Genomic DNA, 18,304 nt, shown 5'->3' with positions numbered 1-18,304 from the left:
AGCTGCGCACAGCCCCGATATTTCTCACAAAGTCGCCCACGGCGCGAGCTTACGTTCGAGCCATTGCTGGCCTTTGATGATGCACGCGCCCATGATCGTCAAAACAACAAGAGACGCGAAGACGCGTTCGGTATCCAAAACCTGCCCCGCATTAATGAGAAGATAACCCATTCCTCCCTCTCCAGAGCTTCCGATCATTTCGGCCGCGACCACGAGGATGATCGCAACTCCCATGCCGAGTTGAAGCCCGGAAAAAATGCTGGGAATGGACGCCGGCAAAACGACATGGAGCTGAACCTGGCTCCAGCTTGCGCCTAGATCCTTGGCAGCCTTTATCAGCCCGGAATCAACCTGCCGCACACCGGCGTACGTGCTCATCGCAATCGGAAAGAACGCCGTGATCGCGCTGATAATAATTTTATAGGATTCTCCCGTGCCGAGCCAAATCACCAGAAGCGGGATGAGTGAAATCTTTGGCAGCGGATAGAGCGCTGCGATCCAAGGATCGACCACGCGCTCGAACAGGCGCGACATTCCCATCAGAAGCCCGACGACGATGCCCGACAAGGCGGCGATCAAAAAGCCCGAAAAAATTCTGAGAAGCGTCATGCTGAGATTGGCGACGAGCGAGCCGTCCTTAGCCATCACTACCAGCGCTTTGGCGACCGCGAGGGGCGACGGCAAGTAAATCGAGGGAATGTGCCTTACATCGACAAAAATCTGCCAAGCAACCAAAAATCCGATTACGCTAAGCGCAGGCAAGATCCGCTCTAACCAGGTGCGTGTCATAGTTCGTGTCATGAGCGGCTCACTTGGTTCATTTCGGCCATAGCTTTGGTAACCTCGTCGCGGATCAGATGAAACGCCCGGTCGAATAGCCGTCCGAATTCCTGCGTGTTGACCAGATCGAACGATCGCGGTCGTGGAAGATCGATTGGAATGACTTCTTTGATTTTACCTGGGCGCGCGGTCATGACGATAACTTCGTCGCCAAGCAGAATTGCTTCGTCGATCGAGTGCGTGACGAAAATTACGGTCTTGCGCGTCTCTTCGAAAATCCTGAGAAGCTCTTCTTGCATCACGATTTTTGTTTGAGCGTCCAAAGCCCCGAATGGCTCGTCCATAAGAAGAATCGGGCGATCCATCATCAATGCCCGGGCAAGAGCCGCACGCTGGCGCATGCCGCCAGAAAGCTGCCGCGGATAATGCCTTTCGAAGCCGCGCAGCCCCACCGAATTGATCAGCCCCAACGCCTTACCTTCTCGTTCGGCTCGCGGCACGCCGGCCATCTCAGGGCCGAACGCGACATTCTCGAGAATTGTCCGCCATGGAAAAAGATTCTGGTTCTGCCAAACCATAACGGAAGCCGAACCGAGCTTCATACCGGCAGGCGCGCCGTCCGAGCGTTCAATCTGGACGGTACCTCCATCCGCTGGTTCGATACCTCCGACGATCTGGGCCATGGTGCTCTTACCGCACCCGCTCGGTCCGAGAATGCAGGTGAACTGCCCAGACTTGAAGCAATGAGAAAAGTTCTCAAGAGCGATGAAAGTGGATCCGTCCCGAGCCGAGAAAGCCTTCCGAACGTCTTGCGCGTAAATGTTCATACGTCTTCCCCGTCACGCTTTCTTCGAAAGCGCGTCCCTCCATTTTGCTGCGACTTCGGCGGCCCGTTCGGGTGAAAGCGCTGATGATTTTGGAAATGCATCCCGCCAACCGAACGGCTTGCAAGCATCGATGATCATTTTCGAATGCGATGTCATTCCGGCTTGTCGCGCCGATGGAGGAATTCTCGGATCGAGCGACGAACTCCATGCGTCGCGAACAATATCGACCGCCTCAGATGGTTCGCATCGCGTCGTCACCGCCCACATCACGTCGGCCAAATTCGAAGGATCGATATCTTCATCGACCGTAACGACGATGCGTCCCATATAGCTGTTGCCGGCTGCTATCAGTCCCGCGCGCTTGGCGTGTCCCGCATAGCGCTGCTTCAAAGCGATCACCGTCATCAGCTGCGAGACGTGCTGCCACGTTCCGACAACATCGGTCACGCCACACGCTTCGAGATTGCTCCAGATTCCAACAGCTCGAAACGGCAGGCCAAAGTGAAAGCGCGGTGGCTTCAGCGGCGGCGACCCGAAGAGGATGGGATCGTTACGGTGATACAGCGAATCCACCCGCATCACCGCGGCAGGCCGTGTATCGGCCGCGTAGTAGCCGGTAAACTCCCCGAACGGCCCTTCCGGCAAAGTCATTTCACTTGGCGGAAGAAGAACGCCTTCCATGATGATTTCCGCACGCGACGGAATAGGCAACCCAGTCGTCGGACCCTTGACGATGTCGATGGGGCGCCCTTTGATTGCACCGGCGAAAGCATACTCGGAATGCCCTTCGGGCAAATATTCAAATCCCGCGACAAAGAGAGCCGGATCCTGGCCGTTGACGATGACGATAGGGCAAGGCTTGCCAGCGTTCCAATATTTCCTTGCGATGATCGCCCCATGCCGCCCCTGATGATCGAACTGGACTGTAACCAAGTTCTTCTCATGAACCTGCACGCGATAAATCGAAGCGTTGACCCAATCACTGTCGGGATCGCCGGTCACGACAAGACTTCCAGATCCGATATACGGTCCGCCATCGTACTCATGCCATGTGGGAACCGGGAAACGATAAAGATCCACGTCGTCGCCATGAAACTCGTTCTCGAAGAATTGAGCGTTATCGACGAGCGCTGGTTGGATCGCCGCGAGTTTTGTGCGCCTGTCCTTCCACAGTTTCAAAAGTTCGATTGGCGAATGATCCGAATCCAATCCTAACGCGATAGCAGCCCGCTGCGGACTTGTTGTCGCATTTGAAAAAACACGAAATCCTGGGCGAAATCCTGAGATATTATCAAACAAAAGCGCGGGGCATTCGGGTGAGCCTGCGGCAACCTCAGTGATTGCGCCCAGTTCGAATTTCGCATTTGCCCCATTAACGTGACGCAAAGCGCCGACAGCCTCGACGAGGCCAATGAATTCACGAAGGTCGGCGTACATCGAAGTTCCCCGCGCCAAAGCGCTTCCCAAAATAATACGTACATAACAAATGTACATATATAATATATAAGGTCAAGGAGCGCTTCCCTCGTCCACTCGTGCAGACGACCACATCCACGCACAAATATTCAGCAAATTCTGCCTGTAATTCGAACTTCGCCGCCTAGTTTCTATTCTTGTATTACATCCAAAACAAACGTACAAAATGTATGTAATTTGCAATTTACCAAATGCTCCCTCGACGGAGTTGAATTCTCTCGGAAATGCGGAAGCGAGAGTGAGATGCTTTCGTAAGAAACAGTGTCCGGGCAGCTACAGTGATTGAAGGACAGAATTAGATGAAAGCCAAAGCATGGGCGCTTGCCCTGTCTCTACTCGTGACACCGGGCGCTCCCTCTTTTGCCGGTGACGTGGTTCGAGTCGCGGAGGGCCCGTTCGTCTCAGGAGGGGCATTCTTCATTGCGCGCGACAAAGGGTATTTCAAGAAGGTCGGCATCGATATCGAGACCCGCAAATTTGCAGATGGTGCGCTTGCCATCCCGGCAATGATCGCTGGCGAAATCGACGTCAGCACGATGCCCGCCTCGGCAGGTCTTTTCAACGCCGTTTCAAAAGGCGCGCCGCTCGTCATAATTCTCGACCGTGGCAACGACAGCAAGGACCAAGCCTACACGACGATCAGCATCACGAATGACATGGCCGCGAAAGGAGTAAAGTCGATCGCTGATTTCCGTCTGCTGAAGGGTGCCCGGGTCGGCGTCAATTCCGTCGGCAGCATCAACCAGTATTTGATGGCGAAGGCCCTTCAGAAGGCCGGTCTCAACCCCGTCTCGGACGTCTCCTGGGTCGTCAATATCGGTCAGCCCGACTTGATGAAAATGCTGGGCCAGAAGAATATCGACGTTGCAGCCATTTCTTATCAGTTCAGCCTCTTCGCGAAGAAATCCGGTTGGGGTCCGATCGTCGCGACGGGATACGATATCGAGCCAGGTGTCCAGATTGCGACCTATGCGGCGCGGAAGGATTTCATCGCTAAGAACCGCGACGTCATGATCCGCTTCGCCATGGCCTATCTGGAAGGGATCAAGGAATTCGACGCCGCTGCGAAGGCGCCTTCCGCACACCGGGATATTATCGAAATCCTCGCCAAGAACACCGTCCTCAACAAGCCGGAAATGGTCACGGCCATCGCGCCGCATTGGACCTACATCAACGAAGATGGCCTTCCTAACGTGGACTCGATCATGGCTATGCAGGACTTCTGGGCGGAAAAGCCGTTTAGCCTGCTGAAGAATAAAGTCTCGAAGGAAGATCTGTTCGATCTTTCGATCGTGAAGGAAGCTGCGGAAAGGTTGAAAAAAAGCAATCCGTTCGAATGAAAACTGCATTGATGTAAACAAAAAACGCGGTCGTCTTCGACCGCGTTTTTTCATGCAAATTTGGCTTTTCGTTACTCATCATTCAGAACCGCCGAAAAACACCAAGCGGTATCCCAGGCGCAGTCTAATCGCTCGCTGCTACTGGAGGGCGAATATATACGTTGGAAATGGAAGCGACGTAAGATGACTGTCGGCTACCAGCCGTGAAGCAGATGCGAGACGTCGTACGGTGTCTCGATCACCTCGCCGGAATCGAGCTTGCGGTACCGCCCGTTGGCGAAAACCAACGGTCGTGGGCGCTCTTTCTTCGTTTTCAGAAAATGCACGACCTCGCCGAGCAGGATGATGTGATCGCCGCCGTCGTACCGCGCCCACACCTTGCATTCCATCGCAGCCAACACGTCGTGGATAAGGTGCGCGTCGATCATAGTTGCAGCAACGGAATGAACGCCTTCCCACTTGTCCGACAGCGCCTTTGCGAAGCGCGTCGAGATTTCGCTCTGGTGTTCTGCGAGAATATTCACCGCAAAATCGGACACGGCCTCCCAGGCAGGAAGCGACTTGGCGGTTTTCGCAATGCTGAATTGAACGAGCGGTGGATCGACCGAAACAGAATTGAATGAGCTGACCGTCAGCCCGAGCCGCTCGCTATTGGCCGAATTTGCGGTGATAACCGCAACCCCAGTCGGAAATAAGCCGAACGCATCTCTCAGATCGCGCGGCGAAAAGGGGGCAGACCAGCTGTCCATCGCGTACCTTCATACTGAGCCGTTGAAGTCTTATCAGACTTCGGATCGAGAATACGCCGAACGCGCAATCCTCGATCCGAAGCCTCCCCCCTACACGGCCGCGCCGAGCCGATCGCATCGGCCCCGGCAGCGTGGCCATCACTCCGGTAGTGCGAGAGCCTTATCAACGAGGCTCGCAGCACGGGCAAAATCGTAGGAGCGATACATATTCTGCTTCACCAGGAACGAAGCACCGCCGTAAAATTTTTCATATTGCTGGTGACGGTTCCCAAATTCCGACCCAATAAAATCCCAAGCCAGTCGCATAAGCGCGATGCGCTCCTTTGCGTTGGAAACTCCGGACTGCATGTATCGCTCAACATCAGGCCCAGTTACCGCGCTTTCGATATCCTTGACCGACGACGGCAAGCTGATCATCGCAGCGCCTGTCAACTCGCGAACGATGTCGATCATCCGAGGATTGATTTCCGACTGAAGCGCCATCACCGAATAGAGTGCTGGTTTGGAAGGCCACACCACGCCGTTGGCATCGATGGTTGCTGACGTTTCTTGCGCTTCGAGCGCGGTTTCGACGATCTGCACGAGTGCCGCAAGTTCACCCATTTGAACCTGAACGGGCGGCACGGCATCGTTGCCGGTCATCTCGTTCATACGCTTCGCGAGCCCCATCATGAACCGGAGCTTCGTCGCATATCGGGCTTGCGCCTGCAGGTTGCCGTAGGAATGCGACGGCGTCTTCCACCATTGGTCCCTGCAAACAGCGGGATTGCGATAGATGAAGACGTCCTCCCAAGGGACAGTGACGTTGTCGAGAACGACAAAACAGTCGCTTTCATCGAAACGCGACGTCAAAGGGTAATCGAACGAGTTGCCCGCCTGCATGGCGAACGGCCGTCGCGGATAAAGTTTCAAGCCCGGCGCATTCATCGGAATAGCGACGCCAATTGCATAATTCTCATCGCCCGGCTGCAACGGATGAATGCAGCTCAGATAAAGATAGTCGGAGAAGACGCCGGCGGTCGCCAGCTGCTGAGCGCCCGAGACGACAATCCCACCGTCGGTTTCCTTCACGACCCCGGCGTAGAGAGTCGGATCGCTTTGTTTGTGCGCGGGCTTCGAGCGATCAATCTGTGGAGGCACGATTGCGTAGGTAGTCCAAAGATGGTTCTCGCGAATATGCTCGTAAAATCGAACGACATTGTCTGCATATTGCTGCCCACCTGCCGCGAACACCTCAGGTACCGCAGCATAACCGCAGAAGAAACCAGCAACATGGTCAGGCGTTCTTCCGATCATTCCGAATGTCGCTTCAGACCATGTCTCGGAAGCTAGTCGCTTCAAACGCAGATCTTCATGCGATCTCGGAATTTGAAATGCCCGCAACACAGGTTTTCCCGACGAAGGCGAAGTATATGTCATGCGGTCGCGCATCGCCGGATCGGCGGCAATGTCGTAAAGGCGGGCACACGACTTGGCAGCTTCCGCAAAAGCCGGATGCTTCGTAACATCCTTGACTTTCTCTCCGTCGACGTAGACCGCCCGTCCGTCGTCCAGAGACCGAAGGTAGTCGGCACCGGTCCGCAACGAAGGCGAGCAGCTGGCTGTTTCCGACATTTCGCCGCTCGCCGATCGCGCTGCGATTTCGATGGACATATTCATGAGCTCCCTGCATGGCATACGCGAAAAGGCGACTGCCTATAGCTACAATCTGTAGCTTTTTATTGTACGCAAAAAGTTCGATGTCAATCGCGAGGATGCATTCCCTGCATCGCCGATCCGTCGCACCCAGACCGGAGGCGATAACGCCGCATGGAAAAAGAAAAAAGCCCGCCGAAATCTGCCGGCGGGCTTAAATTGAATCACGCTTTTGCCTAGCTATCAGGCAGGCTGCGCGCTTGTGACTGAAATCCGACTCTCATCGAAACTCATACCCCCGACGCGCGCGTTGAGTCTGCCACGATTTGCAACGCAGAAAATGAGCGCGATCTCGTCAGGCATCGGCGAATCCGGCAGAACAACGGTGAACCCATTGTAATGGGAACGTACATAAACGTCCGTGACCGCATTCATCGGGATGTCGATTGAAGAACCCGGCGCGCCGACTTTCGTAAATGACGATATCCAGGCGGCGGACCCAGGGATTTCGTCACGGAACGGCGTGGCGAAGGCCGTGGTTAGAAGCGCGTTGGCATGCTCCTGCTCGCCCGCGAGGCCAACCACCCCGCCCTTGCCATAGGCTTGGATCTCAAGGTCTCCGAAGATCGCCCTGAGGCGCTGTGCCATTTGCGCGCCGACATTGGGGCTGGCGTCTACGAGCGGCTTCAAGTCTTCGACATAGCCATGCACGTAAGGATTCTGCACGACCGCCACGATAGCGGCACGCCGGAGGAGGGGATCCGCCACATACCCTGCTTCCTCGAACTTGTCCTCCACGATCGTGCTGATACGGCGCACGTTCATCTGCATCTCTCTGGATTCCTTCTGGATCGTCTGATTGAAAGATTGTTTGACAATCTTGTCGGTTCGGCGGAATTTCCAGTCAAGGCATCCGCCTGTCAAGAACTATTAGGAGTGCGCTATGTCCGCCAAATTGCCGACGATCCTCTTTTCTGAAATGACACCGCCCGCTGACATGGAGGATCGTTTCAACGCTTGGTATAATGAGCATCACATTCCTATCCGGATGGAGACGGCAGGTTTTGTCAGTGCGCAGCGGTATCAGATGAGGAGCGAGCGGAACTATCTCGCGATCTATGAAATGGTGGATGCCGATGTATTGCGAAGCGACGCCTACCAAGCCATCAAGGGCAATCCATCCCCTTTAACGAAAGAGATGCTGGGTAGCGTAAGCGGCTTCACGCGTTATCTCGGCACACAGATATCTGAACGCGCAAATCAGAATAATTTCATCGACGCGCCGGTGATCTATCCGGTTTTTTTTGAGGTTCCGAAGGATCGTCAAGACGAATTTGATGCTTGGAACGAGGAAGATCACCTTCCCATTCTGATGGAAGATCCGCGTTGGCTCGGCGTACGCAGATTTGATATCTACGATGGCGAACCCAACAGCTTCACGAGGCTTGCACTGCACTACTTATCAGATCGAGCCGTGCTGGAATCGGATGCCAGGGCACGGGCGCGTGCGACGCCTTGGCGGGCAAAGCTTGCAGCCGAGCCATGGTTCAAAGGTCACTATCTGGTTTTTGATCGACTGGGAAACAGGTTTCAGGGCAAAGCATGAGCGACGTCGAGGCGGACAGCTTGCAACTCGTTCAGTCGCCGACACTGGTTCGGCAATTGGCGGCTGACACTATTCGCAATGCAATCCTCAAAGGGATCCTGAAACCAGGAGAACGCTTGGTGGAAGCCACTCTCGCAAAGCGGATGGGCGTCAGTCGCCCATCCCTGCGCGAAGCTTTGACTCAACTGGCCGCTGAAAAGTTGGTCACGATAACACCGAATCGCGGACCTGCGGTCGCGGCAATCGGCTGGAGTGAGGCTCAAAACATCTATGAGTTGCGAGCGCTCATTGAAGCTGAAGCTATCTCGAATTTTACATCGCGGGCGACAGTTGAAAACATCAACGCGATGCGGCGATCACTGCAAAACTTCCAGCGTGCTATTCCGAAGAAAGACATCACACAACTGCTGGAGTCCACCAAAGAATTCTATGCAACGATTATTCGATCTTGCGGCAACCCAGTCATAGGAGAAGTCCTCGCTGGGCTGAACGCTCGTATTAATTTTCTGCGCGCGCGGTCGATGTCCCAGCCGGGTCGGTCACGGCACTCTCTCGCTGAAATGACTGCCATCCTTGAGGAGATCGAGCATGGTAGCCCACATAAAGCACGGCAAGCCGCCGTTAGGCATGTGGTGAATGCCGCTCTCGCGGCAAAAGCGGCGTTCTTCGGCGAAGAGAGCAAGTCGCCTCGGCCGAAGCCCAAGAAAGCACTCAAGAAGACTTAGGACTTCCATCGCCTCGCATTGGTACCGCAAACGCCGCAGCGAGCATGCTTACGTAAAAACATACAACACAAATCTATATAACATAGCTTTATTCCGTATCTAGGACCCTACCAAAATGATCGACTGCTCTCGCTTCTATATAGATGGTCAATGGATCAAGCCGGCGACCCGCAGCTTCATGGATTTGATCAATCCCGCGACGACGGAAAAATTCGGACGCGTCGTACTCGGTTGCCAGCAGGACGTGGATGCGGCTGTGGCGGCGGCAAAACGCGCGTTGGCCGCTTATGAGACATCATCACGAGAACTACGCCTCACCTATTTCGACAAGATTATCTCGGCATACGAAGCGCGCAAAAAGGATCTCGCAGAAGCGATTACGCTCGAGATAGGATCACCCATTTCATTCTCGATGAACGTGCAGGTCGAAATGGCTCTCAACCATTTCCTCGCGACTCGCGAAGTTCTCAAATCATATCCTTTTGAATTCAAGATCGCCAATGACGTGGTTCGTAGAGAGCCGTTCGGCGTCGTGGGTCTGATAACCGCCTGGAATTGGCCTGTCGCACTGATCGCATCGAAAGTTTGCGGGGCGTTGGCGGCCGGGTGCACGATCGTATTAAAGCCAAGCGAATATTCGCCCGTTGCAGCGCGCATATTTGCTGAGATCATCGATGCGGCCAGACTGCCGCCTGGCGTCTTCAATATGATCTATGGCGATGGCCCGACAGTTGGCCGCTCCATCGCAACACATCCCGACATCGCCCTCGTTTCGTTTACCGGATCTGTCCAAACTGGTATCGCGATTGCGCGAGATGCAGCGGAGACCGTTAAGGCAGTACACCAGGAGCTCGGCGGAAAATCCGCAAATATCATACTGCCCGATGCCGACTTAAAAACTGCGATTCCGGATGCGGTCAGACGGGCTTTCATTAATTGCGGCCAAAGCTGCATCGCGCCCACCCGGCTCCTAATCCATGCTGACCAAGTCGAACGCGCCGCGGAGATTGCGAAGAGAACCGCGGAGGCGTTCAAAATCGGAGATCCTTTTGATCCGACCACCACGCTTGGACCCCTTGCAAATCGTGCCCAATTTCTGAAGGTCAACTCGATGATCGGAGCCGGACTCGCAGAAGGGGCGAGGCTCGTCTGCGGGGGACCAGGATTCAGCAGCGGAATAGACAGAGGCTATTTCGTGCAGCCGACCATCTTCAAGAATGTAACGCCGAAGATGAAAATCGCCGCCGAAGAAATCTTCGGACCTGTGCTAAGCATCCTGTCCTATCACGATGAAGAAGATGCGATCCAAATTGCGAACAATACGTCTTTCGGACTTGCCGGATATGTCTTTTCTAGCAGTGTTGAGAATGCCAAGCGCGTCGGAGAAAAACTCAAAGCCGGCCGTATTTTTGTGAACGGCGCGCCGAGCAACGCGACTGCACCTTTTGGAGGCTACAAACAATCAGGCAATGGACGAGAAGCGGGTGTTTTCGGTCTGGAAGCATTTTTGGAAGTGAAGGCCATCATCGGTTGATTTCAATCTTACCTGAACGAAATACGGAAGTCGGATTTGGTAGACCAAAGACTTTGGTCTCTCAACAGTCAGGCGAAGTCCAAGAAGCTCCTGTCAACCAAAATCGGGCCAGTGCCCAACCCGCCAGAAATCTTATGGAGCCTTAAGGCGAAGATTCTAAAAGCGGGAAACGTCAGCCGTCGTGATGTCCGATGTCCCACCAGATGCGCTCGCACAAATCGCGAAACTCGGGCAGCAAACGCACTTCTCTAAAATCGCGCGGACGCGGCAGGTGCACCTTGTATTCGCTTTTGATCCGGCCTGGAGGCCCTTCCATGACGATCACGCGATCAGACAAGCCAACCGCCTCTTCAATGTCGTGCGTGACGAAGACCACTGATTTCTGGTCTTGACTCCATACCCGCAACAGCTCGCGTCCCAGCATCATCTTGGTCATTGCGTCGAGCGCGCCAAAAGGTTCGTCCATCAGATAAATCTTTGGCGCATAAGCCAGCAGTCGACCAAGTGCCGCGCGCTGGCGCATCCCGCCGGAAATCGCACTCGGCAAATAATCGCCGTGTTTTTTGAGTCCAAGAAGTGCGAGCAATTCCTGGATGCGAGCATCTTGCGCGGAAGTTGGGGTGCCATTCAACTCCAGCGCTATCCGAATGTTTTGCGATACGGTCGCCCAGGGCAAAAGGGTGTCGCGTTGAAACATGAAGCCAATATCAGCGGGTGGCTCCGTCACTTCCTCGCCGCTGACGAGAACGCGCCCACCCGTCGCTGGCGACAAGCCTGAAATCAGCCGCAAGACAGTGGATTTTCCGCAGCCGCTCGGCCCGACGATGGCGAGAAACTCGCCATCGTCCACCGTGAAGTTGATATTGTCGAGAACGAGATTGGGCGCGCCTCCCGGACGTGGGTACGCTTTGGACGCGCCCTTCATCTGAATACGCGCTCGAACCGAAGACGTATTGGAGTTCACGGAGACTGCCCTAGCTCTCGTTCTGTGAATATCGATTATGGTCATGGTTTCAGCAAAGACGGATCAAAGCCTTCAGAAAAGGGCACCGGCTTCATCGATTTGCTTTCCGACAGCGAGATGTTGCTCATATTTTCGAACGAGTCCTTGCTGACTACGCCACCCTCAGGCAAACGTTCGGTCATGCTTTTGGCAACGATAGCCACAAGGGCCGGGCTGAAGTTCGGAAAGATTTTCGCGATGGTCTGTTTGGCGAACTCCGGATCGGTACGAAGATCGTGAATCGCCTTGGAAATGCTCATCGCCAGGGCTTTCGCTTCCGCCGGATTGCTCGCGACCCAAGATTTCAGCGCGAGAACGTCGAACGAGGCATAGGGCATCTTACGGAAATCATGGACGGCTTTATATTTACCTGGCGTGTCGTTCATCATTCGGAGAACGTCGGTATTGATCAACATTCCCGCCTCGACCTGTTTGGTATCGATGGCAGCCTGCATGGCAGCTCCGCCACCCGTGGCAATGATCTCGTAGTCGGTGTCGGGATTCATCCCGAGTTTCTTAATCATGTAACGAAGGGTGTTGTCTGTCAGACTGCCCGGCGACGTGATGGCGATGCGCTTCCCTTTCAGACTGGCGAGGTCTTTGTAAGGCGATGAAGCCAGGGCCATTAGCGCGTACGAATGAAATCCATCGAGTCCGGCAAGGATCGTTGTCGGCATGCCTTTATTGGTCAGGCGAATGACGTGATCCGCAGCGCAAATGCACAGCTGAATGCTTCCTCCGACCAAGGCATTCACAGCCGGGGCTCCACCCTTGAAATCGACAATGTCCACCGAGAGGTTCGCCTGATCGAAATAGCCCTTCGATTGCGCAGCATAGAGTGGCGCAAGAGCCTGATCGATCGCAGCCAGACCGGCGACAATCTTGACCTTTTCCGCATAACTTGGTGCAGGCGAGAATGCCATGAGCATCCCTAAAGCAGCCATCAGATACTTCATCATTCCGTGACTTCCCCTTCTTGCTTCGAATAAAAGGAATGAGCTCGTCATCGAGCCCGGACCATAACGCGTTCGAGCAGGTTGACGATGTAGTTGAGAATGACTGCGACGATCATCAGCGCTGCCAGTCCGGCAAAAAGTCCGGTCGTATCGAGACGGCCCGCGGCGTTCTCGACGTACCAGCCGAGACCGCGATTGGCTCCGAGCAACTCTCCCAACACAGAGCCGATGAGGGCCAGGCCGACGCTTATTCGCGCGGCGCTGAACAGCCAGGGAAGCATCGAAGGAATCTGGACACGGCGAGCGATATAAAGCGGAGTCGCACGCATGGAACGGAGCATGTCGATGTGGTCCTTGTCGACAGCCTGCAGACCTTGCATGACATTCAGCAGAAAAATGAAAACAACGAATGAGAAAGCCATCATGACTTTCGATGTCATTCCGATTCCGAAGTAGAGGACGAACAGCGGTCCGAGCGCGATGCGCGGCATACTGTAGAAGCCCATGATGTAGGGATCAGCCGCCGCCGCGAGCCGTGGGCGAAGATAAAGAAACAGGCCGAGCAGCGAACCAACGACCGCGCCGAGAAGAAGACCGAGGACGGCCTGAAGGACGGTAGCGCTGGCATGCCGAAAGATCTCGCCGCTGAGCGTGATATCCTTCAGACGTATGGCCACTAGCTCGGGACTTGATACCCAAAACGGATTCAGAAAAAACGAAGACAGCGCCTGCCAGGCCAATATTCCCAAGATGAAGAGCGTCGCGCGGTCGGTCCAGAGCCGAAGTTTCGCCCTCCCGGATGCAGGGTTCTCACCTGACGTGTAGGCTCTCGTGTTATCCGTCACTGAACGTCTCCCCGTCGGTCTTCGACAATGACGACGTCTTCAAAGCGTGCGATATTTGCAATCGCCGCCTGCCTGCGGAGAAACTCATTCATGGCAGCAAATTGGTGGGGGGTGATCGTCGTGTCGTACCAGGGCAGATCGCGCGCAACCAAAGTGCCGATCAGGGCAGCTTCTTCGGCCGGAAAGAGCTTCGAGCCCACTGCAGCCGCGCGACTGACATCCTCTTTAAGCAACGCGTGCGCGCGCCGGATCGCACGCGTAACGGCCCCGCCGAGATCTGGATTGGCACCGATCGTGCGGCTCGTCGCTGCTACGCCCGCGAAGGTGAACTCCGTACTTCCCGCCGGGCCATCGCCGCGTCGCGCGTCAAGCACGATAGTCCCGACACCGTGCTGCTCTGACAGCTCGGCTGCCAATCCGTTCGCCCAGAAGCCATCAACCTGACGGCTTTCAAGCGCACGAAAAGCCGACAGCCCGAAATTCAATCCTGCTTCGGACGATTTCGGAACCGGCCCGACCGTTATGCCATCCCGTTCCGCATCGTATCCTGCCACTTCAAGGATGCCGCGCAATCCCATCTCAACCCATGGCGCAGCGCCGATCCGACGGCCCTTGATGACGGATAAGTCACCGCGTTTAGCGGCGAAATCGTTATGCATCACGAGGAACCAGTACATCGAACTTGATTGCGCACAGAGGAGGCGCACACCTTCCCAATCTGGAAACGCGCTAACGGCGGCGTGGGCAGACCCCGCTACGAGATCGACAGCGCCTTCGCGAAGTGCCTGATAGGTACGGTTCGGCGGAAAGATTACCTCGATTTCAGCATCGATTCCTTCGGCGCGAAAGCAACCCAACTCCACAGCTGCAAGAACCGGAAAGTAGGAATTAGATACCAAGTCTGGTACTGCAATCTTCATTGTTCGCTCTTAAGGGCGTCAGGGCCGTTCAACCCGGCAAGCGCAGCGTCTACTATTCCCTGATAGCCCGTGCAGCGGCACAGGTTTCCAGAAAGCTTGTGGCGCACTTCTTCTTCGCTGATCGTTTGCCCTGCGAGCTCCTGGCGCAGTTCGACCAGGGTCATCAAAATGCCCGGCGTGCAATAGCCGCACTGCAACCCAAAATGCTCGGACAATGCAGCCTGAAGCGGATCAAGCGTGCCGTCGGCAGAGGCCAGCCCCTCAATCGTGCGTATCTCCGAACCCGATGCCTGCACTGCCAGCATCAAGCACGAACGTACGGAGGCTCCATCGACCAAAACGGTGCAAGCCCCGCACACTCCGTGCTCGCAGCCGACATGTGTTCCCGTGAGATTCAGCTTATGACGCAGAAAATCTGCCAAATTGAGCCGTGGCTCAACCTTGGTCCGGTGGACTTTGCCGTTGACGGTGACAACGACATCGAGATGGTCAACCATGGAGATCGCGCCCCCAAGCCCTGGATATCGCGCTCCGTATCACGCGTCTCGTAAGCACGCCTGCGAGATACTGCTTGTATTTGGAAGAGACGACCATATCGCCTTCAGCCGGCAGCGCTGCAGCAATCATCGATAAACTCTCTATCGAAGCGACGCTGGCATGCTGGCCGACAAGGGCATGCATCTCATCCAGACAAATAGGGGTTGCCCCTAAACCGCCAACTGCAAGAGCCGTGCGTGTAATGAATCCGTCGGGAGTGACATCCACCAGCGCCGCAACAGAAACCACGGAAAAGCTCTCACCGCGTCTTGTCACTTCTTGGAAAGCGGCACCATGTCCCGGCGCCCAGAGAGGTATCTCGATCCGCACGAGAACTTCATCAGGTTCGATCTGAGTTGTCAGATACCCCGTAGGGAAATCCGCTATCGCGCAGCGGCGCTCCCCCCGGACGCTTTCCAGCACGACATCGGCCCCAAGTGCATAACATGCGACAACGATCTCGGCCGTTGGATCCATGTGCGCGACACTTCCGCCCACAGTGCCGCGATTGCGCGTTTGTTGAAAGCCAACATGCTTGAGCGCCTCCACCAGCAACGGACAGTATTGCGAGACGAGAGGGGACCGTTCTGCACTGCGCTGGCGTGTCATCGCGCCGATAACGAGCCTGTCTCCTTCGATCGAGATTCCGCTGAGATCGGCGACGCTGTTCAAGTCAATCAGATTGCTTGGCGCAGCAAGACGCAGGTTCATCATCGGCATCAACGACTGGCCGCCGGCGATAACTCGAGCATCCTCAAGTTCGTTGAGCAGCTTCAAAAGTTCCACGCGCTCACGCGGCGCGTGATATACAAATTGCGACGCCTTCATGCTGCCCCACCATGCAAAAGGTCGTGCAGCCGTGTCGTCGTGATGGGCAGGTCGCGTATGTAACGCAGAACGGCCGTAACGCGTCTTCGATCGCCGATGCGATCACAGCGGGAGCAGCAATCGTACCACTTTCTCCTGCCCCCTTTATGCCGAGCGGGTTCAGAGAAGTCGGCGATTCCATATGATGAATTTCGATACGTGGCGCAACGTCGGCGGTACACAACAGATAGTCAGCATAGGTGCAGGTCAGAGGCTGTCCGTCGCAATCATAACGCATCCACTCATACAATGCGCTGCTAATGCCATGAACGACGCCACCACAAATCTGCCCTTCAACCATGCGCGGATGAATGAGCCGGCCGCAATCATGCACGACGAGATAACGCTGTATTGTAACGATGCCGGTTTCCGGATCGACTTCAACTTCGGCGACGTGTGTGCCGTTGCAATAGGTCAGAGCGGGCGGTTTGAAATCCACAGCGGCCGACAGCCCCGGCTCGAGTCCAGCCGGAAGTGAATAGCCCGGACTTCCCGCGAGTGCTCCAGCTATTTGCGCTACTCGACATGAACGATCAGGATCAGCAGTGACGAACACCACCCCGTCCTGCAACGTCAATTCATCAGACGACGCATTGAGCCAAGCGGACGCAACACGAAAAATTTTTGCTCTGACTTGTCCGGCGGCAAGGAACACGGCATTCCCAGCCGTGACTGCTTGACGGCTTGCAAAGGCGCCGAGACCAAGCGGACTGGCCGCGGTGTCGCCTGCAATGACGCGGATAAGTTCGGGTTGGGTACCAAGTTCCGCGGCCGCAAGTTGCGCGAGCATAGTAACTGTGCCTTGCCCCTGCGCGCATGCGCCTGTCGTTACGAGCACGGTACCTGATGGGCCGATACTGACCGAAGCGCTCTCAAAGGGACCGCGGCCGGATCCTTCAACATAATTGGCGAGGCCGATGCCAAGGAAACGTCCATCACATCGTGCTTTCTGACGGCGAGCTTCGAAGCCTTCCCAATCGGACAGTTCCAATGCGAGACGTTGCGATTCAACATAATCGCCGCTGTCATAGGTCATCTCGCCGCCGTCGCGCGTGAACAGACCTGTCGGATAGGGTAGCTGTTCGGGACGGATGAGATTTCTTCGGCGCACCTCTTCCCGAGCGAGCCCCGTACGCTCCGCGAGCCGGTCAAGAAGACGCTCCATCACGAACGTTCCCTGAGGGCGGCCGGCTCCGCGCGTGGGAGTGGAAGGAATGAGGTTGGTCAAGCACAGCGAGATATCGAGTTTATAGGCCGGAAGAACGTATGGACCGAGCAAGTTGGTCGCTGAGTTTTGAGGCAGAGAAGCCCCATATGGCGAGTAAGCACCGTGATCGTGGATCAAGGTCCCGCGAATCCCACGCAGCTTTCCGTCCGCGTCCGCCGCCATCTCGACGGTCCAGAACTGATCCCGCTCCTGAACCGTAGCAACGAAATTCTCGAAGCGATCCTCGATCCACTTGACCGGCATTCCCGTCAGCAATGAAGCGGCCGCTACGGCCAGTTCTTCGGGATGGAAAACGAATTTTGGACCGAAGCCACCTCCCACGTCGGGCGCGATGACACGCACATCGGATTCGCCGAGGCCCAGAACCGAGATCAAGATGCGCTTAGCGCGATGCGGCATCTGGGTGCTGTCCCACACCGTCAGGTGCCGAGCGGCGGGGTCCCACTGGGCAATCACACCGCGAGGCTCGATCGAATGGCCACCGCCTTTATGTAGGTGGAATTTATCTTTGACCACGTGCACAGCACCGGCGAAGGCAGTCTCGATGTCTCCATATTCCGCCTGCATCTGCGCCACCAGATTGTCCGGGCAGTCTTGTCGAGCCTTGGGCGCATCTTCTGCAAGCCCCTCGCGCGGATCAACGATTACGTCGAGAGGTTCAAGGTCGACATCAATGAGCGCGAGTGCGTCTTCGGCGATATGACGGCTCTCAGCGAGTACGAGCGCAATCGGCTCTCCAACATGACAGACTTCGTCCTTGCTCAAGACGTAAGGGTCGACGTCGAAGCGGATAGCGCCGGACGGCATGGAAACAGGTATTCGATCGCAGGTCATAACTGCACGAAGATCGGAGTAAAGCAAAACACTGCGAACGCCAGGCAAAGCTTTCGCCGTGCTTACATCAATCCCGACGATCCGACCGTGCGCTATTGGACTGCGCAGGAACGCCGCGTAGGTCTGGCCTTCGATTGAGATGTCATCGATGAAGCGCCCCTTCCCTCGAATAAGAGGTCCGTGCTCCAGACGGGCGGCGGAGCTGCCGAGTCCATCGGACTGGCTGGCGCTTGCGGAGACTACCGTCATCCCGCCCGCCTGAAGGAAATGATATGAGAACCACGCGATGCGGCGTTACCAACCGGGATTGTTTTCAAGTTGCCGCTTGGCGGAATGTCAAACATGAAACGGCTCCTTGTCGTGCAGCTCACCGGATAACTGTCATGCTAAGAAGCCAATTCTAACATGTCAAAAACAAATGCCAGGCATCGATAAAATTCTG

At 55.6% G+C, this 18,304-nt stretch carries 17 protein-coding genes; 4 read left to right on the top strand and 13 right to left on the bottom strand.

The features are described 5' to 3' along the window. Nucleotides 1-24: 24 nt before the first annotated feature. Genes HYPMC_RS01175 through HYPMC_RS01165 form a run of 3 tightly spaced genes read right to left on the bottom strand, consistent with a single transcriptional unit; the run spans nt 25 to nt 3,044 of the window. Complete coding sequence (locus HYPMC_RS01175) at nt 25-801, bottom strand: ABC transporter permease (protein WP_013945913.1); 777 nt, start codon at nt 799-801, stop codon at nt 25-27. Then, nucleotides 798-1,607 carry an ABC transporter ATP-binding protein gene (locus HYPMC_RS01170; protein ID WP_013945912.1) on the bottom strand — a complete coding sequence of 270 codons (810 nt, stop codon included), beginning with the start codon at nt 1,605-1,607 and terminating at the stop codon, nt 798-800. Before HYPMC_RS01170 ends, HYPMC_RS01175 begins: the two co-directional genes overlap by 4 nt. A 12-nt stretch (nt 1,608-1,619) precedes the next feature. Next, complete coding sequence (locus tag HYPMC_RS01165) at nt 1,620-3,044, bottom strand: UbiD family decarboxylase (RefSeq protein ID WP_013945911.1); 1,425 nt, start codon at nt 3,042-3,044, stop codon at nt 1,620-1,622. A 338-nt stretch (nt 3,045-3,382) separates the two neighbouring features. On the opposite strand from HYPMC_RS01165, the gene HYPMC_RS01160 reads away from it, so the two are divergent. Beyond that, nucleotides 3,383-4,423 carry an ABC transporter substrate-binding protein gene (locus tag HYPMC_RS01160; RefSeq protein WP_013945910.1) on the top strand — a complete coding sequence of 347 codons (1,041 nt, stop codon included), beginning with the start codon at nt 3,383-3,385 and terminating at the stop codon, nt 4,421-4,423. Between the two features lie 194 nt (nt 4,424-4,617). Here HYPMC_RS01160 and HYPMC_RS01155 read toward each other — a convergent pair whose 3' ends face one another. From HYPMC_RS01155 to HYPMC_RS01145, 3 genes are all read right to left on the bottom strand, one after another. Then, the gene (locus HYPMC_RS01155; protein ID WP_013945909.1) at nt 4,618-5,172 is read right to left on the bottom strand and encodes a flavin reductase family protein; all 555 of its coding nucleotides are present in this window, start codon (nt 5,170-5,172) and stop codon (nt 4,618-4,620) included. A 138-nt stretch (nt 5,173-5,310) separates the two neighbouring features. Then, the gene (locus HYPMC_RS01150) at nt 5,311-6,825 is read right to left on the bottom strand and encodes a 4-hydroxyphenylacetate 3-hydroxylase family protein (RefSeq protein ID WP_013945908.1); all 1,515 of its coding nucleotides are present in this window, start codon (nt 6,823-6,825) and stop codon (nt 5,311-5,313) included. Between the two features lie 225 nt (nt 6,826-7,050). After that, nucleotides 7,051-7,632, bottom strand: coding sequence for an amino acid synthesis family protein (locus tag HYPMC_RS01145; RefSeq protein WP_157135379.1), 582 nt, complete (start codon nt 7,630-7,632; stop codon nt 7,051-7,053). A 118-nt stretch (nt 7,633-7,750) separates the two neighbouring features. Here HYPMC_RS01145 and HYPMC_RS01140 point away from each other — a divergent pair, with 118 nt between their 5' ends. The 3 genes from HYPMC_RS01140 to HYPMC_RS01130 all read left to right on the top strand — a co-directional run bounded on the left by HYPMC_RS01140 (nt 7,751) and on the right by HYPMC_RS01130 (nt 10,672). Continuing rightward, a complete protein-coding gene (locus HYPMC_RS01140) occupies nt 7,751-8,413 on the top strand; it encodes a DUF4286 family protein (RefSeq protein WP_013945905.1) in 663 nt (220 codons plus the stop codon). Beyond that, nucleotides 8,410-9,138 (top strand): GntR family transcriptional regulator, encoded by a 729-nt coding sequence (locus HYPMC_RS01135; protein WP_013945904.1) that lies wholly within the window; start codon nt 8,410-8,412, stop codon nt 9,136-9,138. Before HYPMC_RS01140 ends, HYPMC_RS01135 begins: the two co-directional genes overlap by 4 nt. Nucleotides 9,139-9,253: 115 nt before the next feature. Then, the gene (locus tag HYPMC_RS01130; RefSeq protein ID WP_013945903.1) at nt 9,254-10,672 is read left to right on the top strand and encodes an aldehyde dehydrogenase family protein; all 1,419 of its coding nucleotides are present in this window, start codon (nt 9,254-9,256) and stop codon (nt 10,670-10,672) included. 172 nt (nt 10,673-10,844) lie between these two features. Here HYPMC_RS01130 and HYPMC_RS01125 read toward each other — a convergent pair whose 3' ends face one another. The 7 genes from HYPMC_RS01125 to HYPMC_RS01095 all read right to left on the bottom strand — a co-directional run bounded on the left by HYPMC_RS01125 (nt 10,845) and on the right by HYPMC_RS01095 (nt 18,111). Next, nucleotides 10,845-11,597 carry an ABC transporter ATP-binding protein gene (locus tag HYPMC_RS01125; RefSeq protein ID WP_024275240.1) on the bottom strand — a complete coding sequence of 251 codons (753 nt, stop codon included), beginning with the start codon at nt 11,595-11,597 and terminating at the stop codon, nt 10,845-10,847. A gap of 80 nt (nt 11,598-11,677) precedes the next feature. Then, nucleotides 11,678-12,634 (bottom strand): ABC transporter substrate-binding protein, encoded by a 957-nt coding sequence (locus HYPMC_RS23035; protein WP_013945901.1) that lies wholly within the window; start codon nt 12,632-12,634, stop codon nt 11,678-11,680. A gap of 44 nt (nt 12,635-12,678) precedes the next feature. After that, nucleotides 12,679-13,476, bottom strand: a complete 798-nt coding sequence (locus HYPMC_RS01115) for an ABC transporter permease (RefSeq protein ID WP_013945900.1) — start codon at nt 13,474-13,476, stop codon at nt 12,679-12,681. Continuing rightward, the gene (locus tag HYPMC_RS01110; protein ID WP_013945899.1) at nt 13,473-14,396 is read right to left on the bottom strand and encodes an ABC transporter substrate-binding protein; all 924 of its coding nucleotides are present in this window, start codon (nt 14,394-14,396) and stop codon (nt 13,473-13,475) included. Before HYPMC_RS01110 ends, HYPMC_RS01115 begins: the two co-directional genes overlap by 4 nt. After that, on the bottom strand, nt 14,393-14,893 hold the full coding sequence (locus HYPMC_RS01105) for a (2Fe-2S)-binding protein (RefSeq protein ID WP_013945898.1): 501 nt from the start codon (nt 14,891-14,893) through the stop codon (nt 14,393-14,395). The genes HYPMC_RS01110 and HYPMC_RS01105 overlap by 4 nt, the downstream gene beginning before the upstream one ends. Continuing rightward, complete coding sequence (locus HYPMC_RS01100) at nt 14,886-15,761, bottom strand: xanthine dehydrogenase family protein subunit M (protein WP_013945896.1); 876 nt, start codon at nt 15,759-15,761, stop codon at nt 14,886-14,888. Before HYPMC_RS01100 ends, HYPMC_RS01105 begins: the two co-directional genes overlap by 8 nt. Beyond that, complete coding sequence (locus tag HYPMC_RS01095) at nt 15,724-18,111, bottom strand: xanthine dehydrogenase family protein molybdopterin-binding subunit (RefSeq protein WP_013945895.1); 2,388 nt, start codon at nt 18,109-18,111, stop codon at nt 15,724-15,726. The genes HYPMC_RS01100 and HYPMC_RS01095 overlap by 38 nt, the downstream gene beginning before the upstream one ends. Between the last annotated feature and the right edge of the window lie 193 nt (nt 18,112-18,304).

Source organism: Hyphomicrobium sp. MC1 (assembly GCF_000253295.1).
Lineage (GTDB): Bacteria > Pseudomonadota > Alphaproteobacteria > Rhizobiales > Hyphomicrobiaceae > Hyphomicrobium_B.
This window is presented reverse-complemented; position numbering and strand designations above follow the sequence as displayed.